Raw genomic sequence first — 22622 nt, 5'->3', positions numbered from 1 at the left:
TGATGTGCTAATCTATTCATGAGACATGAACCTCCTTGTGAATGGTTTGTTGGCACATCTATTCTAACCAAGGAATCGGGTTCATGTCTTCTTTTTTGTTTGGTTGTAAATTTATGTTAGTAAATTTGCTCATCTACAGTATTTTAGCTTCCTAGCCTTAGGAGAGTATATGCCTCTCTTAAGGTTTTTTTCTTTTTAGGAGAGGCTTTCCAAAACCGAGCTTAAGAAAGGAAATCTGCGGGTGGCAAACAATCGCATTGTTGTTAAAAATGAAATTTATAATTTAGAAAAAGTGGAAAAGAGTTGATTCGACGATCTCGGATCAATGACAACAGTTCCTGTTCTCGCATGGATCGTTTAGCCAAACCGTCACCTATCAATACAACGCCTTGGACCAAAATACCATCGTCCAAGACGGAACGTATACGTATCGCTTTGATTATGACGAAAGAGGACACGTTCGCACATTTACGACTGGAAACGGAGCGGGAGCCACCTTCACGTATGATGACCGCGGCTTGGTGAAAAGTCTGTCAGTGGGGACGGCAGATGGAACCGAGTTATTGGCGGAAACGTACCGTTATGACGAAAACGGCAATCGGACAGAAATCGCCATCCCGACCGGCGCGAAGACGCTCTATCGTTATGACGCCTTAGATCAACTAGTGGAAGAGCAATGGCCGGATGGAACGACGATCGAGTACACGTACGATGGATTCGGGAACCGGACGAAAATCGTGAAAACGAAAGAGGGATCATCCACGACGACGACGGCCGATTATAATGCGGCGAATCAGTTGGTTCGTTTCGGCGATGAAACGATCACGTACGATGCGAACGGCAACCGGACCGAAGACAGTGAGTACCAATATGAATGGAACGAAGCCGATCAGCTTGTCGCTATCACTCGAAAAGGAGAAAGCGCGCCGTTTGTCACATACAAATATGACGACGACGGTCGCCGCATTCAAAAGACCGTGAATGGCGTGGTAACGAACTACCACTACCAAGGCGACAGCCTCAACGTCTTATATGAAACCGACGCGAGCGGAAATGTGGTACAATCGTATGTATACGGAGAAAACGGCCAGCTGTTGGCAATGAAAAAAGGCGGGGCGACGTACTTCTACCACTACAACGCGCATGGCGATGTCATCGCGTTAACCGATGCGCAAGGAAACGTGGTCGCTCGTTACGAGTACGACACATGGGGCCAGCTTCTTTCAAAATCCGGTGAGATGGCAGACGAAAACCCTTATCGCTATGCGGGATATCAATATGACGAAGAGACGGGACTATACTATTTGATCGCCCGATACTACCACCCGACCCATGGTGTGTTCTTGTCCATGGACCCTGATCCGGGAGATTCGGATGATATTCTAACCCAAAACGGCTACACATATGCGAACAACAATCCGGTGATGATGGTCGATCCGGATGGGCATTTTGTTTGGATGGCGATTAATGCGGGATTGGCGGCGTATGATGGGTATAAGGCGTACAAGGCAGGAAAAGGATGGAAAGGCGTTGCGTTTTCCGCTGCGTTCGGTTTTGTTGGTGGAGGAAGATTAAAGGCAGCTAGGTCAGCTGGATTAGCTGCTGAGAAATATCTTGCTAGAAGGTTAGGAGCTAAACCAGTGCATATTCAAAGAATATTTAATATTGGCAAAACAAAAAGACGAGCGGATATTGTAAAAAATGGTACACTACATGAAGTTAAAGTAGGAAGAGTCTCAGCTTCTATTTTCACAAGGGCACAGGTTGCAAAAGATGCATGGTTATTAAAAAATAGGAAAGTGAAAAGGGTGCACTGGAATTTCTATATAAGTTCAAGAACTGGTAAAGTAGATCCAAGTAGAAGTCTTAGAAAGCTTTTAAAGAAGCATGGTATATCATATAGCATACACCGTGAAAGTTTTTAACCAGTAAGGAGCGATTTTATGTCTAATAAAGATAAGATGATTAGTGCTTTAAAGAAAATAGTAGTCCCAGAGTTAAAAAGCAGGGGATTTAAGGGCAGCTTTCCTCATTTTAGGAAACAAGGGGGGCAGCTGGGGTATCTATTATCGTTTCAATTTGATAAATGGGGGGGAGGATTTTTAATAGAGATTGGGGTAGCGAAAGTTAATGAAGAAGGAAAAGTAAAGATTGATAATCTCATCCGTCCATTTCAAAAGTTAAATGCTTTTCACTTAAACAATCGCTTCAGAATCTTGGAACATAAAAATGGCAATAAGGATTGGTTTAGATTTGATAACGAAACACAAAACTTAGAAGAAGCAGAGTTTATGGAAATAGCTAAGAATGTCTTACCCTATTTAGATGTTGCAGACGATTGGTTTGAAAAGATAAAACAAAAGCAAACTGTACGATAGAACAAATTTGACGACACGCTTATTTTATATTATAGCGTTGTCGTCTTTTTAGTTAGACCATTGATAATGTAACTATTCAGCTCACTTTATGATGTGGCTGAATAGTTACTTTGTTCATTAATAAGTGGAAGTTTAAGTTATGTCCTGGCTCATAAGAAGATACCTAGGTATCAAAGAAAATTGTTGTATAAAGATTTTTTGCTTTGTATCCTTATTACGAACCTTTAAGGAAACATTTAGAAAAATCCTCCCATTTTTCTGAAGAATTAAAAGTTCATGAAAGGGTTCGGGAATTACTTTTAGAAGTCGTTAAATCATACTAAGGCACGGCTGATGATTATCCAAAATTAGGCATACTTCTCCCGGAAATGTGAGTATACTCAAATAAGACAGCTGCCATCTCGGATTTCCATTCGAGAGGAAGTTGCCCAGAGAAAAAACGACGGACAAACGAAAGAAAGGAAAGAGACGAGGTTGTCCGTTTTTCCGTTCGGGGATATAGCCATCTTAGTAACACATAAGCGATAAATGCTGCAAACAGTTGGTTGTATACCGCGTGCTCGTTCGTGCCAAATAAGGTCGGAACGTTTAGATATTGCTTCAGCCAACGGAAAAACACTTCCACCGTCCAACGCACTTGATACATTTCGGCAATCTTTTCTGCCGATGCTTCCAAGACGTTCGTGACGACACGGATGTCATGCCTGTTCGCATTCTGAAAGATCACGACGCGATGGCGTTTCTTGGAACGACATTGTTTTGTTCCTAACTGGCAAGTAAAATACGCCACGATCGAAGAGGGGGAGGAAGAAAGGTGTTAGTGACAGTCGTGGAATCTACTACACGCAACGCTTTCGGAAGCGAAGCGAACGGCGGGTGTGGCGATTGCATTTCGAAACCACCAAAGCAAATAAGCGCTTCATCACGTCGTACGGAACTTCTTTCGCTTTCTTAGAAACCGTCGAGTAATGAAACGTTGGCAACCCGTACATCTTCGCCACATCGGTGCCATGACGGAAACTTTTCCTTTCGTGAAGTGACGCCAACAGAAAAAAGGCAACCAACGTACGCACCGTAAACGTCCGCGAAGTGTCATGGTAGCCAACGGCTTCGATCATCGATTGGAGATCTTCATCAGATCTTTTCGTCCGTTGTACAAATGAATAGTGTTATGCTAAAATAAAACTATTGTGATTGATGTGCGTCGTTGGAGGTGTAAAGTATGCATACGTTTCTTGTTACGCTACTTGTAATTGTTTCCATTGGAATCATTGCGGTTGTTTTATTGCAATCCGGTCGAAGCGCAGGGCTTTCGGGTGCGATTACAGGCGGGGCTGAACAATTGTTTGGTAAACAGAAAGCACGCGGGATTGATGCGGTGTTGCACCGTGTGACTGTTGTTCTTGCCGTGTTGTTTTTCGTATTAACAGTAGCTGTCACTTATTTTGAACTGTAACAGCGGTCCAGCGATGCGGATCGCTTTTTTCATGGAGAAGGGAGGAATTGTTGTGAAGCTAGTTGCACCACAACCGTTTACGTTTGAAGCAGGTGAACGGGCAGTATTGTTATTGCACGGATTTACAGGAAACTCTGCCGACGTGCGCATGCTCGGTCGTTTTTTACAAGCGAAAGGATATACGTGTCATGCCCCGATTTATAAAGGACATGGCGTGCCACCAGAAGAACTTGTGCATACCGGCCCGGAAGATTGGTGGCAAGATGTGATAAACGCTTACGAATATTTAAAACAAACCCATGAAAAAATCGCTGTTGTTGGATTATCGCTTGGCGGTGTGTTTTCGTTAAAACTTGGCTATACTGTTCCTGTCGTTGGCATCGTACCAATGTGTGCCCCGATGTATATTAAAAGCGAACAGACGATGTATGAAGGAGTTTTAGCATACGCTCGCGAATATAAAAAGCGAGAAGGAAAAAGCGAGGAGCAAATCGAGCGCGAAATGGCGGAGTTTGCGAAAACGCCGATGAAAACATTGAAAGCACTGCAACAACTCATTGCTGAAGTACGCGATCATTTAGATTTCATTTATGCACCTGTTTTTGTTGTACAAGCGCGTCATGATGACATGATTAACCCAGATAGTGCAAATATTATTTATAACGGCGTCGAGTCTCCCGTAAAACAAATAAAATGGTATGAGGAGTCAGGACACGTCATTACGCTTGATAAAGAAAAAGAACAGCTTCATGAAGACATTTATGCATTTTTAGAATCATTAGATTGGTAATCCTCGAAAGGAGGAAGTAAATGAAGGAAAAATTATTATCGTTTATGCGCGATGAAGCGTATAAACCTCTGACTGTTCAAGAGCTAGAAGAAGCGTTTCATATTACAGACGCAGCCGAATTTAAAGAACTTGTCAAAACACTTGTCGCATTAGAAGAAGAAGGACTAATCGTCCGAACGAGAAGCAATCGGTATGGATTGCCGGAGAAAATGAACTTAATTCGCGGCAAAGTGACCGGCCATGCGAAAGGATTTGCGTTTGTTATTCCAGAAGATCCGACGCTTGATGATATTTTTATTCCACCGTCGGAATTGAAGAATGCGATGCATGGCGACACCGTTCTTGTGCGTGTCAACGGACAAGCAACGGGGGCGCGTCAAGAAGGGACGATCGTCCGCATTATTGAGCGGGGCATTACAGAAGTCGTCGGTACGTATACAGAAAGCAAAAACTTCGGTTTTGTTATTCCAGACGATAAAAAAATCGTCAACGACATTTTTATTCCAAAACATGCCGCAAACGGTGCGGTCGAAGGGCATAAAGTTGTCGTTCGTTTAACGACGTATCCAGAAGGGCGGATTAGTGCCGAGGGAGAAGTTATTAAAATTTTAGGTCATAAAAACGATCCGGGGGTCGATATTTTATCGATTATCCATAAACATGGATTGCCGTTGCAATTTCCGGAAGACGTCATTGCCCATGCGAACAGCATTCCGGACACGATTTCTGAAGAAGAAATAAAGGGACGGCGTGATTTGCGCAATGAAATGATTGTCACGATCGATGGTGAAGACGCAAAAGATTTAGACGATGCCGTAACAGTGACGAAATTAGCAAACGGAAACTATAAGCTTGGCGTTCATATTGCCGATGTCAGCCATTATGTGACGGAAGGGTCACCGATTGATCGCGAAGCATATGAACGCGGAACGAGCGTTTATTTAGTTGACCGTGTCATCCCGATGATTCCGCACCGGTTATCAAACGGTATTTGTTCATTAAATCCGAAAGTCGATCGGTTAACGTTATCGTGCGAAATGGAAATTAACGATCGTGGCGAAGTGGTCAGTCATGAAATTTTCCAAAGCGTCATTCGCACGACCGAACGAATGACGTATTCCGATGTCAACCGCATTCTCGTTGATCACGATGAGGCACTACGAGAAAAATATGCCCCGCTTGTGCCGATGTTTGAGTTAATGGCAGAGTTAGCCGATATTTTACGCAACAAACGCATGAAGCGCGGTGCCATTGATTTTGACTTTAAAGAAGCGAAAGTGCTCGTTGATGAAAATGGAAAACCGTATGACGTCGTGTTGCGTGAACGTTCTGTTGCCGAACGATTAATTGAAGAGTTTATGCTAGCAGCGAACGAAACGATTGCGGAACATTTCCATTGGATGAACGTGCCGTTTATTTATCGTGTGCATGAAGATCCGAAGCCAGAGAAGTTGCAACGCTTTTTAGAGTTTATTACGAATTTCGGCTATATTGTCAAAGGAACGGGCAATCAAATTCATCCGCGTGCCTTGCAAGAAGTGCTAGAGGCGGTACGTGGTGAGCCAGAAGAAATGGTCGTTTCAACCGTCATGCTGCGGTCGATGAAGCAAGCGCGCTATGACGCTGAAAGCCTCGGTCACTACGGATTATCAACGGAATTTTATACACATTTCACATCGCCGATTCGTCGCTACCCAGACTTAATTGTGCATCGCCTTATTCGCACATACTTAATTAACGGGCAAATCGATGAACAAACGCAACAAAAATGGGCGGAGAAGTTGCCAGAAATTGCGGAGCATACGTCGAATATGGAACGCCGTGCGGTCGAGGCAGAGCGCGAGACAGATGACTTGAAGAAAACCGAATTTATGGAAGATAAAATTGGCATGGAGTTTGACGGCATTATTAGTTCGGTGACAAATTTCGGGCTGTTTGTTGAACTGCCAAATACGGTCGAAGGGCTCGTGCACGTTAGCTATTTAACGGACGATTACTATCATTATGACGAGCAACATTATGCGATGATTGGTGAGCGAACAGGGAAAGTATATCGCATTGGCGACCAAATTACGGTGCGTGTCATTAACGTCAATAAAGAGGAACGGATCGTTGACTTTGAAATTGTCGGCATGAAAGGGCGGAAAAACAAACAGCCAAAAGCGGCGCCTGTCGTTATTGAAGGAAAGCGGAAAAAGAAAAAAGAAGAACAATGGCCAACGAAAAAAACGAAGAAAAGCAAGAAGTTTTTCGAAGACATCCCAAACATGAAAAAGAAGAAAAAGAAAAAACGATAAGGAAAGCCTCCACCGATGAGGCTTTTCCTTTCTTCTCATTTTTGTTAAAATATTCGTTGTCTGAAGGGAGGGAAACGAATGCCAAAAGGGGAAGGAAAGCTGATCGCTCAAAATAAAAAAGCGCATCACGACTATTTTATTGAGGAGACGTATGAAGCGGGACTTGTATTGCAAGGAACGGAAATTAAGTCGATTCGTGCAGGTAAGGTGAACTTAAAAGATTCGTTCGCAAAAGTGGAAAAAGGCGAAGTGTTTTTACATAATATGCATATTAGCCCGTATGAACAAGGCAATCGCTACAATCACGATCCGTTGCGGACTCGCAAATTATTGCTTCATCGCCGCGAAATCAATAAACTCATCGGTTATACGAAAGAACAAGGCTATACGCTTGTTCCGTTAAAGCTTTACATTAAAGACGGCTTTGCAAAATTGTTATTGGGCGTCGGCAAAGGAAAGAAAAAGTACGACAAGCGCGAAGATATGAAAAAGAAAGAAGCGCAGCGTGAAGTCGAACGCGCTTTCCGCGAACGGCAGAAATAAACCCAGTATGTTACAATTGCAAAGCACATGAAATGTGATATAATAAAAAGTGTCAGCCAGTTATAGAAGCTTAAGCTATTTCGTACGTTTCTCTACGGGGACGTTACGGATTCGACAGGGGTAGATCGAGCTTAAGCTGCGAGCCGAGGGGATCGTCCTCGTAAAAACGTCACTTAAAGATAACTGGCAAAGAAAACTACGCTTTAGCTGCTTAATTAACGCGGCTAACTCCTACCGCCATCGCCCATGTGGCGGCCTAGGGGTTCATAACAAGTGGGCTACGCCCAAGTCCGCCGTCTGAGGACGCGGGAAGAGAACAATCAGACTAGCTGCTCGGATGCCTGTCGGTAGGCGGAAGATGCAGCGAAACGTAAATATACCGACTACGCTCGTAGACGCTTAAGTGGCGATATCTCTGGACGTGGGTTCGACTCCCACCGTCTCCATACGCTAATGAGAAAACGCTAGAGAGTAAATGCCTCTCTAGCGTTTTATGTTTAATAATACCATCCGCCACCATATGGATAAAACGGATATGGACGTGGTGGGTAATAATATGGGCGTGGCGGATAAAACGGATAAGGCGTTAATGCGCTGCCGAGCAATCCACCTAGAAAGCCCCCAAAAAACGGTGCACCGAAAAAACCGAAAAACGGTCTGCGACCATACATTTGAGCATTCCCTCCTCACAAATTCATCATTACATTAACACGATATGCAAGGCGTTTGTCCAATGGTTGGGCTCATCATAAGAAAAACCGACTGCATCAGCAGTCGGCTTTTCTTATTGTATCATATTGTTGTACGGGAATTGGCTCGCATATCCTTGAAATTGCTGATACGATTGTTGTAATTTTTGCTGGTCTGCTTGTTCGAGTGCATACCACCCTTTTTTAAACATTAAGTTGAACAATTCACGTTGACAGTTTTTTGTTTCGGTGAATATATGCAAAATTTCATCATACAAGTGTTGATGACTTGCTTCATTTAAAAATGTACAATAACCATCTGACATATATTTTTCAGTCGATAACATATCATTAATAAAATCGCGATCGTTCATTTGTGGGGTTTTTGGAATTTGTGTTTCAGGATTTTGCACCTTCATGTTATGTCCTCCTTTATTGCACGTGGGCAGATGGTTGCAATTGATGTAAAAGCTGTTGATAGTGGCGCTGGTGCATTTGTCCAACGCGATCAATCGCTTGTTTAATTTCTTGATCTTGACATTGAGAAGCGAAAAAATGTGCTTTTTTCATCGCAATCAAATTCCATGAGAGCGCATCCGTTAAATAAAGGGCGTCTTTCGTCGAAATCATTTCAGGTGGTTGAGCCATCATCGCCTGTTGTTGCATGTTCATCTGCTGTTGCATAATCATCCCTCCATATAAAATCATGTTCGACTGTATATTGCCCACTTGCTGTATAGTTATACGTATGTAGACAAAAAATACGATTATTCGACAAAAACATATTCAAGCAAGTGAAAACGTGTTACAATACGGGTGGATGTGCTTGCAAAGGGGGTAATCAACGATGGAGCAATTGATGCGCGACTTTTTCTTATTTTTGTCAAAAAATAAAACGTTAACAAAATTGGCGAAACAGTATGGTCTTCGTTTCGGTGCATCGCGTTTTGTAGCGGGGGAAACGATTGAACGGGCAGTGGAAGTTATTAAAGAACTCAATCGTAAAGGGCTAGCGGTTACGATCGATTATTTAGGTGAATTTGTTGATAACGAGCAAGAAGCGAATGAAATGGCGAACCATTCAATTGAGGCGATTCGTGCAATTGGTGAAAATAAACTAAATTCACAACTATCATTAAAAATGACGTCGATGGGATTAGACATTTCCGATGAGCTTGTGATGAAAAATATGCGTCGCATTTTAGATGAAGCAAAAGTACATGGCGTATTTGTTACCATTGATATGGAAGATTATTCGCGCTGTCAAAAAACGATCGATATATTTAAGCAGCTAAAGAAAGAGTATGACAATGTTGGAACGGTATTGCAAGCATATTTGTACCGTACGGAAAAAGACATCGAAGATTTAAATGCGTATCATCCGAATTTACGTCTCGTGAAAGGCGCGTATAAAGAGTCACAGGAAGTCGCTTTTCCAGACAAAAAAGATGTAGATGAAAACTTCAAAAAAATTATTAAAATGCATCTATTAAACGGAAACTATACAGCTGTTGCTACGCACGATGATGAGATAATTGAATACACGAAACAACTCGTGAAGGAATATAACATCCCGAACGATCAATTTGAATTCCAAATGTTATACGGCATTCGTCCAGAGAGACAAGAACAATTAGTACGTGAAGGATACACAATGCGCGTCTACGTTCCATATGGAACCGATTGGTACGGCTATTTTATGCGCCGTTTAGCAGAACGCCCAGCCAACGTGGCATTTGTGTTAAAAGGTATATTCAAAAAATAAAGGTGGGGTGTCCCACCTTTATTCATTTCCCATATTTTCTTTTCCGTATTGTTGATTTTGGCTCGTTTTCTTTCCGCCGCCATCACGCTCCACCGTCGGCCCCGCATTTCCTTTAACACTTGCCGCACTTACACCTGCTTTTGACGGGTGTTTTTTCATTTTCATCGCAAACATCACCTCCTTTCGTATCATGTCCTAAATCGTTGACAAAATTCGCTACATTTATTTGTTGCGAAAATTTAAAATATAATTTATATTTAAGATAAAGGAAAAATGAATGATCATTCATTCAATTCGGATAAGGGGGAACGAGCATGCGAATTAAAAAAGCAGCGGTTCTCGGTTCCGGAGTTATGGGATCGGGAATTGCGGCGCATTTAGCGAACGTCGGCATTCCGACATTGTTGTTAGATATTGTACCTAAAGAGTTGACAGCTGAAGAACAAGCAAAAGGATGGACGCTTGAACATAAACAAGTGCGCAATCGCATCGTCAATCAAGCGGTTCAACGTTTATTGAAACAAAAACCAGCGCCACTTATGTCGAAAGACAACTTAGCATTGATCGAAGTCGGTAACTTTGAAGATGACTTTCATCGCTTAGCCGAATGCGATTGGATTATTGAAGTCGTTGTTGAACGGCTTGATGTGAAAAAAAGTGTGTTTGAAAAAGTGGATGAAGTCAGAAAGCAAGGAAGTATCGTCAGCTCAAACACGTCCGGCATTTCCATCGAAGCGATGGCCGAAGGACGCTCGGACGATTTTAAAAAGCACTTTTTAGGCACGCACTTTTTCAATCCACCGCGCTATTTAAAACTATTAGAAGTCATTCCGACAAAGCACACTGATCCAGCTGTTGTTACGTTTATGAAACAATTTGGTGAAAATGTGCTTGGCAAAGGCGTCGTTCTTGCGAAAGATACGCCAAATTTTATCGCCAATCGGATCGGTACGTACGGTTTGCTTGTGACGGTACGTGAAATGATGAAAGGTGGCTATAGCGTCGGCGAAGTCGATTCTGTGACAGGCCCATTAATCGGTCGTCCGAAAAGTGCGACGTTCCGCACGCTCGATGTCGTCGGTTTAGACACGTTTATTCATGTAGCTAACAACGTATTCGAAAAAGTAGAAGGCGAAGAAAAAGAAGCGTTTACTGTTCCGTCTTTTATGAAAACGATGGTTGAAAAAGGATGGCTTGGCAGTAAGTCAGGGCAAGGATTTTTCTATAAAAAAGGAAAGGACATTTTTGAATTAAATTATGAAACGCTCGAGTATGAACCGACGAAAAAACTAAAGGCACCGTCGATCGAGATGAGCAAACAAGCAAAAGGAACAGCGAATAAATTGAAAGCGCTTGTATATGCGAACGATCGCGCTGGTCAACTGCTGTGGAATATTTTAAGCCCGACGTTATTATATTCCGCTCAGTTGCTCGGTGAAATCGCAGATGACATCGTAGCGATTGACCGTGCAATGAAATGGGGCTTTGGCTGGGAGCTCGGTCCTTTTGAAACATGGGATGCGATCGGTGTGAAGCAGTCTGTTGAAAAAATGAAAGCGGAAGGTCGTCAAGTACCATCGTGGGTTGAAGATATGCTTGCGAGCGGATATGAGGCGTTTTATAAATACGAGCACGGTCGCGTATCGTACTACGATCGTGGACAATATAAGCCGGTTGAAGAAAATGAAAAAGTCATTCACATTCAGCGCTTAAAAGAACAAAAAGGGGTCATTAAGAAAAATAGTGGTGCAAGTTTAATTGACCTTGGTGACGATGTAGCATTACTCGAATTTCATTCACCGAACAACGCCATTGGATTTGACATCGTCCAAATGATTAACTACGCGTTAGAAGAAGTTGACCGCAACTATAAAGGACTCGTCATCGGAAACCAAGGTAAAAACTTTTGCGTCGGTGCGAACCTTGCGATGATTTTAATGGAAGCGCAAGATGACAACTATTTCGAAATTGAGATGGTCGTTCGTCAATTCCAACAAGCGATGATGAATATTAAATATAGCACTAAACCGGTCGTTGTCGCACCATTTGCGATGACGTTAGGCGGTGGAACAGAAATTTGCTTGCCAGCTTCACGCATTCAAGCTGCAGCGGAAACATATATGGGGCTCGTTGAAGTTGGCGTCGGTCTCATTCCAGGCGGCGGTGGAAATAAAGAACTATATATAAAACACTTAAGCGGCATGCCAAACGGTGTGGAATTTGATCTCCAAAAGGTTGCTAATAAAGTGTTTGAAACGATTGCGATGGCGAAAGTGTCGACATCAGCAGCGGAAGCGCGTGAATTGAATTTCTTAAACGCACAAGATAGCATTTCGATCAACGGTGACCATCTCATTCATGATGCGAAACAAACGGTATTGGCATTATATGAGAGCGGATACAGACCGCCGGTGCGTAAAAAAATTCCGGTTGTCGGGGAAACAGGGTATGCGACGTTACTACTTGGCGCTCAAGGTATGTATTATTCAGGCTATATTTCGGAGCATGATTTAAAAATTGCGAAAAAGCTTGCATACGTCATTGCTGGCGGAAGTGTACCGTACGGAACAGAAGTGGACGAACAATATTTGCTCGATTTAGAGCGAGAAGCATTTTTAAGCCTTGTCGGCGAGCCAAAAACACAAGCGCGCATGCAACATATGCTTGTTAAAGGAAAACCGTTAAGAAACTAAGGGGGGATTGACGTGAAAGAAGCGGTCATCGTTGCCGGGGCGCGCACGCCTGTCGGCAAAGCAAAAAAAGGGACGTTAGCCAACGTCCGCCCGGATGATTTAGGGGCAATCGTTGTTAAAGAAACGTTAAAGCGAGCAGGAAATTACGAAGGAAACATTGACGATCTCATTATCGGCTGCGCTATGCCAGAAGCGGAACAAGGGTTAAATATTGCGCGCAACATTGGAGCGTTAGCTGGTTTGCCGTATACAGTGCCAGCCATTACAATTAATCGTTATTGTTCATCAGGATTGCAAGCGATCGCTTATGCTGCAGAGAGAATTATGCTTGGGCATGCAGATACCGTTATCGCTGGTGGCGTAGAGTCGATGAGCATGGTACCAATGATGGGCCATGTCGTACGACCGAACGTAAAGCTAGCAGAAAACGCACCGGAGTATTATATGTCGATGGGACATACAGCCGAGCAAGTAGCGATGAAATATGGGGTGACGCGCGAAGATCAAGATGCGTTTGCTGTTCGCAGTCATCAAAAAGCAGCAAAAGCGATTGCTGAAGGAAAATTTGTCGATGAAATTGTGCCGGTCGACGTGACTGTCCGTCATATTGAAAATAATAAGTTAGTAGAGAAAAAGATGACGTTTAGTCAAGACGAAGGAGTACGCTCGGATACAAATATGGAGACGCTCGCGAAATTACGCCCAGCGTTTTCAGTAAACGGGACGGTCACAGCAGGAAACGCTTCACAAACGAGCGATGGAGCAGCAGCGGTGATGGTGATGGATCACGAAAAAGCGAAGGCGCTCGGGTTACAACCGCTTGGCAAATTCCGATCGTTTGCTGTTGCAGGTGTCCCACCTGAAGTGATGGGTATCGGACCGATTGCTGCGATTCCGAAAGCGCTTGAGCTTGCAGGGCTTGAACTTTCTGACATCGGCTTAATAGAACTGAATGAAGCGTTTGCTTCGCAAGCGATTCAAGTCATTCGCGAACTTGGATTAGATGAAGAAAAGGTAAACGTAAACGGAGGAGCGATCGCCCTTGGTCATCCGCTCGGTTGTACGGGAGCGAAGTTGACGTTGACACTTTTATATGAAATGCGTCGTCGCAACGAGCAATTTGGTATTGTCACGATGTGTATCGGCGGCGGTATGGGTGCTGCTGGCGTATTTGAATTATTATAAGAGGGGGAACCAATAATGGAAAAAGCGTTACAAATTGCACAAGGCGGTAGCTTTTTAATTGAAGATGTATCACCAACTCAAGTGTTTACACCAGAAGATTTTACAGACGAACAAAAAATGATTGCGAAAACGACAGAAGAATTTGTCGTCAATGAAGTATTGCCACAACTTGAACATTTAGAAAACCATGAGTTTGATCGGTCTGTCGCTCTTTTAAAACAAGCTGGTGAGCTTGGATTGCTTGGTGCGGACGTGCCAGAAGAATACGGTGGATTAAGTTTAGATAAAATTAGTTCGGCGTTAATTGCTGAAAAAATGGCGCGTGCGGGCGGCTTCTCGATTTCACACGGTGCGCACGTTGGGATCGGCTCGCTTCCAATCGTTTTGTTCGGAACAGAGGAGCAAAAACAAAAATATTTACCGGCGCTAGCGACAGGTGAGAAAATTGCTGCTTATGCATTAACGGAGCCAGGCTCTGGCTCAGATGCGCTCGGTGCGAAAACGACAGCCAAACTAAATGCAGAAGGTACGCATTACATTTTAAACGGAGAAAAACAATGGATTACAAACGCTGGTTTTGCCGACGTGTTTGTCGTATATGCAAAAGTAGACGGTGAGCATTTCACGGCGTTCATCGTTGAGCGCGATTTCCCTGGCGTATCGACAGGAGCGGAAGAAAAGAAGATGGGGATTAAAAGTTCATCGACACGCACATTAATTTTACAAGATGCGCTCGTGCCGAAAGAAAACTTGCTCGGCGAAATCGGAAAGGGTCACATTATCGCATTTAACATTTTAAACATCGGTCGTTATAAGCTTGGCGTCGGTGCTGTTGGAGGAGCAAAACGTGCCCTAGAAGTGACGATTCAATACGCCAATCAACGTCAACAATTTAAAACACCAATTTCGAAATTTACATTAACACAAGAAAAATTAGCGACGATGGCGTCGAAATTGTATGCGGCAGAAAGCTCCGTCTACCGTACAGTCGGTTTATTTGAAGCGCGCATGGGACAGTTGACAGATGAACAAGCAAAAGACGGAAAGGAAACGGCAAAAGCGATTGCAGAATACGCGATCGAATGCTCTTTAAACAAAGTGTTTGCGACAGAAATGCTTGACTACGTTGTAGATGAAGGTGTACAAATTCATGGCGGTTACGGCTTTATGCAAGAATACGAAATTGAGCGCATGTATCGTGATTCACGTATTAACCGTATTTTTGAAGGGACGAACGAAATTAACCGTCTCCTCGTGCCAGGTATGTATTTGCGCAAGGCGATGAAAGGCGAATTGCCGCTTTTACAAAAAGCGCAACAATTACAAGAAGAATTAATGATGCTTATGCCAGAAGAAGTTGGCGATGGCGTGCTTGAACAAGAGAAGTACCTTGTCCGCAATGCGAAAAAAATCGCTTTAATGGTCGCGGGACTGGCGGCGCAAAAATTCGGTCCAAAACTTGAAAAAGAACAAGAAGTGCTCGTAAATATTGCAGACATCGTCAGCAACGTATACGCGATGGAATCTGCGCTATTGCGTACGGAAAAAGCAATTGCGCAATCTGGCGTTGAGAAAAACAAACAAAAAGTATTGTACACACAAATTTTCTGTCAAGAAGCGTTTAATGAAATTGAAGCACATGCAAAAGAAACAATCGTCGCTGTTGAGCACGGTGACATGTTGCGTATGATGTTATCAGCATTGCGTAAATTAACACGTCATACGCCAATCAACATCATTGCGAAAAAGCGTGAGGCAGCGCAAGCACTAATTGAAGCAGAGCGATATGTTGTGTAATAATGGAGGTACCAGGCGCATCGTCTGGTACTTTCGCTTTGTTATCGTATATATAGATGAGGTGAGAAGATGGCGACATTTTATTGGTATCCAAAATGCGGCACATGTCGCAAAGCAAAAAAGTGGCTAGATGACAACAACATTTCTGTACAAGCTATACATATTGTTGAACAGCCTCCATCTAAAGAGCAGTTACGGACGTTATACGAAAAAAGTGGATTGGATGTAAAAAAATTTTTTAACACGAGCGGTATGAAGTATCGTGAACTCGGGTTAAAAGATAAATTAAAGGCGATGAACACGGAAGAAATGTTGCAACTACTGGCATCTGACGGAATGTTAATTAAACGTCCGATCGTCACAGATGGCAAGCAAGTCATTGTTGGATTTGACGAACAAAAATATCATGAAATGTTTAAATTATCGTGAAAGCGTGTCGAAAATCGTGTATGATGGAAGGGAAAACAATATGTTGGAGGGTTAATGATGAACGTTCCAAAAGAGCTACGTTATTCACAAGAACATGAATGGGCGCGTGTGGAAGGCAATACAGTTCGCATTGGGATTACAGATTTTGCACAATCTGAGCTTGGCGACATCGTCTTCGTTGAATTGCCAGAAATCGGTGCGCAACTGACAGCAAATGAGCCGTTTGGTAGCGTAGAATCGGTGAAAACTGTGTCTGAATTATATGCACCGATTAGCGGAAAAGTCGTAGCAGTCAATGAGGAGTTAAACGACAACCCAGAGTACGTTAACGAATCACCGTATGATAAAGCATGGATGATCGTTATTGAGCCGAGTGATATGAGCGAAGTGGACAACTTACTTACTGCTGAACAATACGAACAAATGATTAATCAAGAGTAAAACACACATCACAGGGCACCCTATGACACAGGGGTGTCTTTTTTGTTAAAACAAAAAATGATGGACATTACCGAAGATGTGATCGGTAAATTAAATGAACATGGTAATTTTCAATTGTTTTACGACAATGAATGCGTTGGGGAATTTGTGCGCGCAACAAATGAGTTTCAGCTGAAACATGGATATGAACAGCGCGATGGGCGCGTGTTAAAAAGTGTGACAGTAACGGAAAACCCAGATGCGAAATATGTCGATTGTGACATAGAAGGTGGTTGGTGTTAAGGACGGCACATCGCTGTCCTTTTCTATTTGATAAAAGGAGAAAAAGAGACGGGTAGCGAATATAATAATAATACATAAATGAATGTGCAAGGTGATGATGATGGCGATTGTTGAGGTAGAGAAAGTAATTATTGTTGAAGGGCGCTCAGATAAAAGGAAAATCGAGAGTATTATTAGTGAACCGGTAGAAATTATTTGCACGAACGGAACGCTTGGCACCGCCAAACTTGATGAATTAATTGATGCTTTGTACGATAAAGAGGTGTACATTTTAGTCGATTCTGATGAAGCAGGAGAAAAACTGCGCCGTCAACTTCGCCGTGAATTTCCACAAGCTGAGCATTTATACGTCGATAAAATGTATCGCGAAGTGGCAGCAGCTCCGAAACATCATATCGCTGTTGTACTATTAAGTGCAAATATTGATGTACACGCACAATATTTGTAGAAAGCAGTGTGATCGTTGTGAAGGTCGTTTATATGTACACGCCATTGTGCGGCACGTGTCAAGTGGCAAGTCGTATGGTCGATGTGCTTGAACAATTGTTACCGCATATTTCTTTTGAGCGTCACGATTTAAATTACGTTCCCGAAAAAGCTGTGCAATGGCAAATTGAAAGTGTTCCGTGCTTACTTGTTTTCAAACGTGACGAGCTTGTACAAAAAATATACGCGTTCCATTCTGTTCCATATTTATATGAAACATTGAGGGAGCTGGCTGAATAAGCCAGCTTTCGACATATTTCTTGGGAAATGAGCGGAAAAGAGAGAGAATTGTCGAGCGATTGTAGAAGGAACAGACGGTCTCCGCATGGAAAAGGGAATACAACAATAAATAAAGCGGGGGCGGTTGTATGCATATGTTAGCACCCATTTTGCCAAATGAACCTATATACATTCAATTACAATGGGACAGCGGACAAGTATTATTATGCGTCTCGAAAGAAGGGATTCAGCGCGTGGAGAAGGGGGATGGGGAACGAGTCATTACGATTCGTGGTTCAACACAAGCGATGATGTCATTATTACAAGGTTCGTTAAAACTTCAACAGCAACTTCGGTTAAATGAATTGTCTGTCACAGCTTCGTTTCACCACATTTTATTGTTAGAGTCGATTTTTTTTCTTGCTAAACCGTACGATGTTGTTCATTGACGAGCAATATGTATCGTGTTAAAATTCAAAATATTCATAAATAAACCATTTCAGGGGTAGAAATGATGAAGTTTGAAACGATTGCTGTGCACGGTGGCTTGCAAACCGATCCTGTAACGAAAGCGCGTGCAGTGCCAATTTATCAATCGAATGCGTATTTGTTTGATAACACAGAGCATGCGGCCAATTTGTTTGCGTTAAAGGAAGCTGGGTACATTTATACGCGCATTCATAATCCGACGGTAACGGTGTTTGAAGAGCGTGTCGCTCAACTTGAAGGCGGTATTGGTGCTTTAGCGGTAGCGAGCGGCATGGCTGCTATTACGATGGCAATATTAAATGTCGCCCAAGCAGGGGATGATATCGTTTCTGCGTCGACGTTATACGGAGGAACATACAATTTATTTGCGAATACGTTGCCAAAGTATGGAGTTACGACCCATTTTGTCGATCCATCTGATCCAGAAAATTTCCGTGCTGCCATTACGCCGAAAACGAAAGCTATTTTCGCGGAGACGATTGGCAATCCAAGCTTGCACGTGTTAGACATTGAAGCGGTTGCCCACATTGCTCACGAAGCAGGCATTCCGCTCATTATTGATAATACGTTTGCTACACCGTATCTTTGCCGCCCGATTGAACATGGCGCAGACATCGTTGTGCATTCAGCGACGAAATGGTTGCTCGGGAATGGGACAACGCTTGGCGGCATCATTGTCGATGGGGGAAAATTTCATTGGCATTCGCCGAAGTTTCCATCGTTTACGACGCCAGATTCGAGCTATCACAACCTTGTGTATGCAAATATTGGTGCAGCGGCGTATATCGTGAAAGCGCGCGTGCAATTGTTGCGTGACTTAGGTCCGGCGATTAGCCCATTCAACGCGTTTCAGTTTAATTTAGGACTGGAAACGTTACACGTCCGCATGAAAGAACATATTTCCAATACGAGAAAAATTGTTGATTATTTAAACAACCACCCTGCAGTCAGTTGGGTGTTGTATCCTGAGCATAATAATCATCCAGCAAAAGAACTAGCGAAAAAATATATGCCAAAAGGAGCAGGAGCAGTCGTCGTATTTGGTATTCAAGGTGGTCGTGAAGCAGGGGCAGCGCTCATTAACCACGTCAAACTTTGGTCGCACGTTGCGAACGTCGGCGATGCGAAAAGTTTAATTATCCATCCAGCAAGCACGACGCATCAACAGTTAAGTGAAGAAGATGTACAAGCATCCGGCGTAACGGAAGATATGATTCGTTTATCTGTTGGTATTGAAAATGTAGATGATTTAATTGAAGACTTAGAACAAGCGATTGAGGCCGCAACAGGTGTGCGCTCGCTGTATTTACGGATGTAGCATGCCTTGTGCATATACGCAAAAAAATGTTATAAAATTTTTGTTGACACTGTCCTTCTTTCGATGATATACTCACTTTTGTAGTTTAAAATGATCCTTAAACATATTAAAATGTTAACTGAATAAAGCGTTTAAAAGCGCTCTTATCAAGAGAGGTGGAGGGATGTGCCCGATGAAACCCGGCAACCGTCAGCGCTGCTGAAATGGTGCCAATTCACACAAAGCGTTTGCTTTGAGAGATAAGAGACAGAATGGACGATTCGCGCCTTTCTGTTCTCTTGAGCAGAAAGGTTTTTTTCATGGAAGGAAGGTGACAGCAACGTGATCACATTATCGAATGTAACAAAAGTGTACAAAGCAGCAAGTGGGAATGTAACGGCAGTCGATCATGTGAATTTGCATATCGAACAAGGAGAAATTTTTGGTATTATCGGCTATAGCGGCGCAGGGAAAAGCTCGCTCATTCGGTTATTGAACGGATTAGAAAAGCCAACGAACGGGGAAGTCATTGTTGATGGGAAAGATATGGGGAAAATTAGCGGGAAGCAGTTACGCCAAGCGCGCCAACAAATCGGTATGATTTTTCAACATTTTAATTTGCTTTGGTCGCGAACCGTGCGCGAAAATATTGCTTTTCCGTTAGAAATTGCTGGCGTGCCGAAAGAAGAACGGATGAAGCGTGTCGATGAACTCATTCAGCTCGTTGGGCTAGAAGGACGAGAAAATGCATATCCGTCACAACTAAGCGGCGGGCAAAAACAACGTGTCGGCATTGCGCGCGCGTTAGCAAACAATCCGAAAGTGTTGTTGTGCGACGAGGCGACGTCAGCGCTCGACCCACAAACGACAGATTCCATCTTAGATTTGCTCGTCGACATTAATAAACGTCTCGGTTTAACGATCGTATTAATCACTCATGAAATGCACGTTATTCGTAAAATTTGTGATCGTGTAGCGGTCATGGAAAACGGAAAAATCGTTGAAATGGGTGAAGTGCTTCACGTGTTTCGTAAGCCGGAGCAGCCGATTACGAAGCGTTTTGTTCAACAAGTAACTGAGCCGGAAGAAACGAAAGAAGCGATGTTGCATCTTCTTGAGCGATATCCAAATGGAAAAGTTGTACAGCTTACATTTGTCGGCGAAGCAGCTGAGCAACCGCTCATCACTCACATCATTCGACAATTTGATTTGAACGTGAACATTTTGCAAGGGAAAATTTCACAAACGCATCACGGTTCATACGGGGTGTTGTTCGTTCATTTAGACGGTGCCAATGAAGAAATCGAGCGAGCACTCGCTTTTATTCGCCAGCAAGAAGTTGGAGTGGAGGTGTTGGCGAATGTGGAATGAGCTATTTCCGAACGTCGTTTGGGATAAAATATGGGCGGCAACAACGGAAACGTTATATATGACAGCTATTTCAGTTGCGGCGACGTTTGTGCTCGGCATTTTGCTTGGATTGTTACTCTTTTTAACGTCAAAGGGAAACATATGGGAAAATCGTGTCATTAACGGCGTTATCGCATCGTTTGTTAACATTTTCCGTTCGATCCCGTTCATCATTTTAATTATTTTACTCATCCCGTTTACTAAGTTTGTTGTCGGTACGATTCTTGGTGCCAATGCGGCACTGCCGGCGCTCATTATTGGAGCGGCTCCATTCTATGCGCGCATGGTTGAAATTGCGCTTCGTGAAATTGATAAAGGGGTTATTGAAGCAGCGAAAGCGATGGGAGCAACGACAACGACAATTATTTGGAAAGTGCTCCTTCCCGAAGCATTGCCAGCACTTGTATCTGGAATTACCGTTACAGCGATCGCTCTCGTTGGCTATACGGCGATGGCGGGAGTTGTCGGGGCTGGGGGGCTTGGGAACTTAGCTTATTTGGAAGGGTTCCAGCGTAACAATAACGATGTGACGCTCGTTGCAACAGTGCTCATTTTAGTCATCGTCTTTATCATTCAGTTTATTGGTGACTTTGTCACTTCTAAAATAGATAAACGATAAAAGGAGGAAAAAACAAATGAAAAAATGGATCTCTTTACTTGTTGTTGCAATGGTTGTTTTAGCGCTTGCTGCTTGCGGAAACAATGAAAGTGCAGAGGAAAAAGCGAACAAGCTTGTCATCGGTGCATCAAACGTACCACATGCAGAAATTTTAGAAAAAGCAAAACCGATTTTAAAAGAAAAAGGAATTGAACTAGAAATTGTGACGTTCCAAGATTACGTGTTACCAAACAAAGCATTAGCGGATAAAGAGTTAGATGCAAACTATTTCCAACACATTCCTTATTTAGAATCTCAAATGAAAGAACATGGCTATGACTTTGTGAATGCAGGCGGTATTCATATTGAGCCGATTGGCGTATATTCAAAAAAATACAAAAGTCTTGAAGAGCTACCAAACGGTGCAAAAATCATTATGAGTAACTCTGTTGCTGATCACGGTCGTATTTTATCGATGCTTGAAGAAAAAGGACTAATTCGATTAAAAGAAGGTGTCGATAAGACGAAAGCGACAATTGATGACATTGTTGAAAATCCGAAAAATTTAGTATTTGAAGCGGATGTTGAGGCAGGATTGCTTCCGCAAGTGTATAAAAATGATGAAGGAGATGCGGTATTAATTAACGCCAACTATGCGTTAGATGCTGGTTTAGATCCAGCAAAAGATCCGATCGCTGTCGAATCGCCAGAAAACAACCCATACGTGAACATTATCGCGGTTCGTAAAGGTGACGAAAACCGTAAAGAAATTCAGACGCTTGTTGAAGTGTTGCAATCAAAGGAAATTCAAGACTTCATTTTACAAAAATATAATGGTGCTGTTATTCCAGCAACGAAATAAGGATGTCCATTCGGGCGTCCTTTTATATTTTCTCGAAAACGACGCATGATAAAAAGGAAGGAGGAGTACATATGTCGATAGAACAATGTTTACACGAATATAAGCAAGGGTTAGGCACCGTTCACACAACAAATGCCTCATGTTGGACGAGCGTTTAACGCATTTACGGAAGCTTGCTTCGTCGAAGGGGAGCTATCAAAAAAAAAGAAAAACAACTCATCGCACTAGCGATTAGTGTCGCTAAACAAGATGAATATTGTACCATTTATCATATTGAAAGGGTGCATCGATGAAGGGGCGACAGAGAAAGAAATATTTGAAGCGTGTGCTGTCGCATCTGCTTTAGCTGGAGGGGCGACGATGAGCCAGTCCGTTACGCTCGTTCGACAATGTGTCGATGAATTTACTTGCATGCATTAAAGGGTACGGGGTTCCCTACCTGTTTTACATATATGATAAAACGAGCAAACTTTTGAAACAAAAAAGTATCAAAATACTTGCAATAAGGTTGCTAAT

24 protein-coding genes, 1 other RNA gene, 2 pseudogenes and 1 riboswitch are annotated in these 22622 nt (G+C 42.9%); of the genes and pseudogenes, 22 read left to right on the top strand and 5 right to left on the bottom strand.

Going from position 1 to position 22622, the window contains the following annotated elements:
• The first annotated feature begins 404 nt into the window (after positions 1–404).
• Positions 405–1925, top strand: a complete 1521-nt coding sequence (locus tag BM213_RS03715) for an RHS repeat domain-containing protein (RefSeq protein WP_279625313.1) — start codon at positions 405–407, stop codon at positions 1923–1925.
• 18 nt (positions 1926–1943) lie between these two features.
• Positions 1944–2378 (top strand): DUF4304 domain-containing protein, encoded by a 435-nt coding sequence (locus tag BM213_RS03710; RefSeq protein WP_077429547.1) that lies wholly within the window; start codon positions 1944–1946, stop codon positions 2376–2378.
• 337 nt (positions 2379–2715) lie between these two features.
• On the opposite strand, the pseudogene BM213_RS03695 reads toward BM213_RS03710, so the two are convergent.
• Positions 2716–3517 (bottom strand): annotated as a pseudogene (locus BM213_RS03695) (transposase); the annotation flags it as partial.
• A gap of 83 nt (positions 3518–3600) precedes the next feature.
• Here BM213_RS03695 and secG point away from each other — a divergent pair.
• The 5 genes from secG (at position 3601) to ssrA (ending at position 7913) form a co-directional block, all read left to right on the top strand.
• Complete coding sequence (secG, locus tag BM213_RS03690; RefSeq protein WP_091701026.1) at positions 3601–3834, top strand: preprotein translocase subunit SecG; 234 nt, start codon at positions 3601–3603, stop codon at positions 3832–3834.
• 31 nt (positions 3835–3865) lie between these two features.
• Positions 3866–4624, top strand: coding sequence for an alpha/beta hydrolase (locus BM213_RS03685; RefSeq protein ID WP_279625312.1), 759 nt, complete (start codon positions 3866–3868; stop codon positions 4622–4624).
• Positions 4625–4644: 20 nt separating this feature from the next.
• Complete coding sequence (rnr, locus tag BM213_RS03680; RefSeq protein WP_091701022.1) at positions 4645–6921, top strand: ribonuclease R; 2277 nt, start codon at positions 4645–4647, stop codon at positions 6919–6921.
• A 78-nt stretch (positions 6922–6999) separates the two neighbouring features.
• A complete protein-coding gene (smpB, locus tag BM213_RS03675; protein WP_003399367.1) occupies positions 7000–7464 on the top strand; it encodes an SsrA-binding protein SmpB in 465 nt (154 codons plus the stop codon).
• Between the two features lie 96 nt (positions 7465–7560).
• Positions 7561–7913: a transfer-messenger RNA gene (ssrA, locus tag BM213_RS03670) on the top strand.
• Between the two features lie 48 nt (positions 7914–7961).
• Here ssrA and BM213_RS14610 read toward each other — a convergent pair.
• The 3 genes from BM213_RS14610 to BM213_RS03660 all read right to left on the bottom strand — a co-directional run bounded on the left by BM213_RS14610 (position 7962) and on the right by BM213_RS03660 (position 8837).
• Positions 7962–8135: a hypothetical protein gene (locus BM213_RS14610; RefSeq protein ID WP_009362281.1), complete on the bottom strand. Its 174-nt coding sequence runs from the start codon at positions 8133–8135 to the stop codon at positions 7962–7964.
• Positions 8136–8248: 113 nt separating this feature from the next.
• Complete coding sequence (locus BM213_RS03665) at positions 8249–8572, bottom strand: spore coat protein (protein WP_091701019.1); 324 nt, start codon at positions 8570–8572, stop codon at positions 8249–8251.
• 13 nt (positions 8573–8585) lie between these two features.
• Positions 8586–8837 (bottom strand): hypothetical protein, encoded by a 252-nt coding sequence (locus tag BM213_RS03660; protein ID WP_004892462.1) that lies wholly within the window; start codon positions 8835–8837, stop codon positions 8586–8588.
• 163 nt (positions 8838–9000) lie between these two features.
• On the opposite strand from BM213_RS03660, the gene BM213_RS03655 reads away from it, so the two are divergent.
• Positions 9001–9918 carry a proline dehydrogenase family protein gene (locus BM213_RS03655; RefSeq protein WP_091701017.1) on the top strand — a complete coding sequence of 306 codons (918 nt, stop codon included), beginning with the start codon at positions 9001–9003 and terminating at the stop codon, positions 9916–9918.
• Between the two features lie 18 nt (positions 9919–9936).
• On the opposite strand, the gene BM213_RS03650 is transcribed toward BM213_RS03655, so the two are convergent.
• A complete protein-coding gene (locus BM213_RS03650; protein WP_009362277.1) occupies positions 9937–10083 on the bottom strand; it encodes a YuzL family protein in 147 nt (48 codons plus the stop codon).
• Between the two features lie 149 nt (positions 10084–10232).
• On the opposite strand from BM213_RS03650, the gene BM213_RS03645 reads away from it, so the two are divergent.
• The 14 genes and pseudogenes from BM213_RS03645 (at position 10233) to BM213_RS03580 (ending at position 22526) form a co-directional block, all read left to right on the top strand.
• On the top strand, positions 10233–12611 hold the full coding sequence (locus BM213_RS03645) for a 3-hydroxyacyl-CoA dehydrogenase/enoyl-CoA hydratase family protein (RefSeq protein WP_091701014.1): 2379 nt from the start codon (positions 10233–10235) through the stop codon (positions 12609–12611).
• A 12-nt stretch (positions 12612–12623) separates the two neighbouring features.
• Entirely contained in the window at positions 12624–13796 is a 1173-nt protein-coding gene (locus tag BM213_RS03640) for an acetyl-CoA C-acetyltransferase (RefSeq protein ID WP_091701011.1), read from the top strand.
• 15 nt (positions 13797–13811) lie between these two features.
• Positions 13812–15593 carry an acyl-CoA dehydrogenase family protein gene (locus BM213_RS03635; RefSeq protein WP_091701008.1) on the top strand — a complete coding sequence of 594 codons (1782 nt, stop codon included), beginning with the start codon at positions 13812–13814 and terminating at the stop codon, positions 15591–15593.
• A gap of 69 nt (positions 15594–15662) precedes the next feature.
• Positions 15663–16022 carry an arsenate reductase family protein gene (locus tag BM213_RS03630; protein WP_091701006.1) on the top strand — a complete coding sequence of 120 codons (360 nt, stop codon included), beginning with the start codon at positions 15663–15665 and terminating at the stop codon, positions 16020–16022.
• A 57-nt stretch (positions 16023–16079) separates the two neighbouring features.
• A complete protein-coding gene (gene gcvH, locus BM213_RS03625) occupies positions 16080–16463 on the top strand; it encodes a glycine cleavage system protein GcvH (RefSeq protein ID WP_091701003.1) in 384 nt (127 codons plus the stop codon).
• Between the two features lie 33 nt (positions 16464–16496).
• On the top strand, positions 16497–16745 hold the full coding sequence (locus tag BM213_RS03620) for a YusG family protein (protein ID WP_091701000.1): 249 nt from the start codon (positions 16497–16499) through the stop codon (positions 16743–16745).
• 100 nt (positions 16746–16845) lie between these two features.
• Positions 16846–17193, top strand: a complete 348-nt coding sequence (locus BM213_RS03615; RefSeq protein WP_077429558.1) for a ribonuclease M5 — start codon at positions 16846–16848, stop codon at positions 17191–17193.
• 8 nt (positions 17194–17201) lie between these two features.
• A complete protein-coding gene (locus BM213_RS03610) occupies positions 17202–17471 on the top strand; it encodes a thioredoxin family protein (protein ID WP_091700998.1) in 270 nt (89 codons plus the stop codon).
• 128 nt (positions 17472–17599) lie between these two features.
• A complete protein-coding gene (locus BM213_RS03605) occupies positions 17600–17899 on the top strand; it encodes a sterol-binding protein (RefSeq protein WP_091700995.1) in 300 nt (99 codons plus the stop codon).
• Positions 17900–17964: 65 nt separating this feature from the next.
• Positions 17965–19257, top strand: a complete 1293-nt coding sequence (locus BM213_RS03600) for an O-acetylhomoserine aminocarboxypropyltransferase/cysteine synthase family protein (protein ID WP_091700992.1) — start codon at positions 17965–17967, stop codon at positions 19255–19257.
• A 140-nt stretch (positions 19258–19397) separates the two neighbouring features.
• Positions 19398–19503: riboswitch (SAM riboswitch) on the top strand.
• 75 nt (positions 19504–19578) lie between these two features.
• Positions 19579–20607, top strand: coding sequence for a methionine ABC transporter ATP-binding protein (locus tag BM213_RS03595; RefSeq protein WP_091700990.1), 1029 nt, complete (start codon positions 19579–19581; stop codon positions 20605–20607).
• Entirely contained in the window at positions 20597–21265 is a 669-nt protein-coding gene (locus BM213_RS03590; RefSeq protein ID WP_091700987.1) for a methionine ABC transporter permease, read from the top strand. Before BM213_RS03595 ends, BM213_RS03590 begins: the two co-directional genes overlap by 11 nt.
• Positions 21266–21281: 16 nt before the next feature.
• On the top strand, positions 21282–22106 hold the full coding sequence (locus tag BM213_RS03585) for a MetQ/NlpA family ABC transporter substrate-binding protein (RefSeq protein ID WP_091700985.1): 825 nt from the start codon (positions 21282–21284) through the stop codon (positions 22104–22106).
• Between the two features lie 71 nt (positions 22107–22177).
• A pseudogene (locus BM213_RS03580) lies at positions 22178–22526 on the top strand (carboxymuconolactone decarboxylase family protein).
• Positions 22527–22622 lie beyond the last annotated feature (96 nt).

The sequence above is a fragment of the Anoxybacillus pushchinoensis genome (genome assembly GCF_900111795.1).
GTDB lineage: Bacteria > Bacillota > Bacilli > Bacillales > Anoxybacillaceae > Anoxybacillus > Anoxybacillus pushchinoensis.
The sequence above is the reverse complement of the archived record's forward strand: the minus strand, read 5'-3'. Positions and strand labels throughout refer to the sequence as shown.

What these genes read in the sequence shown, in the direction of transcription:
- gcvH (WP_091701003.1), top strand. Translation starts at nt 16,080, where the DNA reads ATGAACGTTCCAAAAGAGCTACGTTATTCACAAGAACATGAATGGGCG.
- rnr (WP_091701022.1), top strand. Translation starts at nt 4,645, where the DNA reads ATGAAGGAAAAATTATTATCGTTTATGCGCGATGAAGCGTATAAACCT.
- BM213_RS03645 (WP_091701014.1), top strand. Translation starts at nt 10,233, where the DNA reads ATGCGAATTAAAAAAGCAGCGGTTCTCGGTTCCGGAGTTATGGGATCG.
- smpB (WP_003399367.1), top strand. Translation starts at nt 7,000, where the DNA reads ATGCCAAAAGGGGAAGGAAAGCTGATCGCTCAAAATAAAAAAGCGCAT.
- BM213_RS03615 (WP_077429558.1), top strand. Translation starts at nt 16,846, where the DNA reads ATGGCGATTGTTGAGGTAGAGAAAGTAATTATTGTTGAAGGGCGCTCA.
- BM213_RS03600 (WP_091700992.1), top strand. Translation starts at nt 17,965, where the DNA reads ATGAAGTTTGAAACGATTGCTGTGCACGGTGGCTTGCAAACCGATCCT.
- BM213_RS03655 (WP_091701017.1), top strand. Translation starts at nt 9,001, where the DNA reads ATGGAGCAATTGATGCGCGACTTTTTCTTATTTTTGTCAAAAAATAAA.
- BM213_RS03630 (WP_091701006.1), top strand. Translation starts at nt 15,663, where the DNA reads ATGGCGACATTTTATTGGTATCCAAAATGCGGCACATGTCGCAAAGCA.
- BM213_RS03710 (WP_077429547.1), top strand. Translation starts at nt 1,944, where the DNA reads ATGTCTAATAAAGATAAGATGATTAGTGCTTTAAAGAAAATAGTAGTC.
- BM213_RS03635 (WP_091701008.1), top strand. Translation starts at nt 13,812, where the DNA reads ATGGAAAAAGCGTTACAAATTGCACAAGGCGGTAGCTTTTTAATTGAA.
- BM213_RS03650 (WP_009362277.1), bottom strand. Translation starts at nt 10,083, where the DNA reads ATGAAAATGAAAAAACACCCGTCAAAAGCAGGTGTAAGTGCGGCAAGT.
- BM213_RS03665 (WP_091701019.1), bottom strand. Translation starts at nt 8,572, where the DNA reads ATGAAGGTGCAAAATCCTGAAACACAAATTCCAAAAACCCCACAAATG.
- BM213_RS03660 (WP_004892462.1), bottom strand. Translation starts at nt 8,837, where the DNA reads ATGCAACAGCAGATGAACATGCAACAACAGGCGATGATGGCTCAACCA.
- BM213_RS03590 (WP_091700987.1), top strand. Translation starts at nt 20,597, where the DNA reads ATGTGGAATGAGCTATTTCCGAACGTCGTTTGGGATAAAATATGGGCG.
- BM213_RS03585 (WP_091700985.1), top strand. Translation starts at nt 21,282, where the DNA reads ATGAAAAAATGGATCTCTTTACTTGTTGTTGCAATGGTTGTTTTAGCG.
- secG (WP_091701026.1), top strand. Translation starts at nt 3,601, where the DNA reads ATGCATACGTTTCTTGTTACGCTACTTGTAATTGTTTCCATTGGAATC.
- BM213_RS14610 (WP_009362281.1), bottom strand. Translation starts at nt 8,135, where the DNA reads ATGTATGGTCGCAGACCGTTTTTCGGTTTTTTCGGTGCACCGTTTTTT.
- BM213_RS03605 (WP_091700995.1), top strand. Translation starts at nt 17,600, where the DNA reads ATGCATATGTTAGCACCCATTTTGCCAAATGAACCTATATACATTCAA.
- BM213_RS03685 (WP_279625312.1), top strand. Translation starts at nt 3,866, where the DNA reads ATGGAGAAGGGAGGAATTGTTGTGAAGCTAGTTGCACCACAACCGTTT.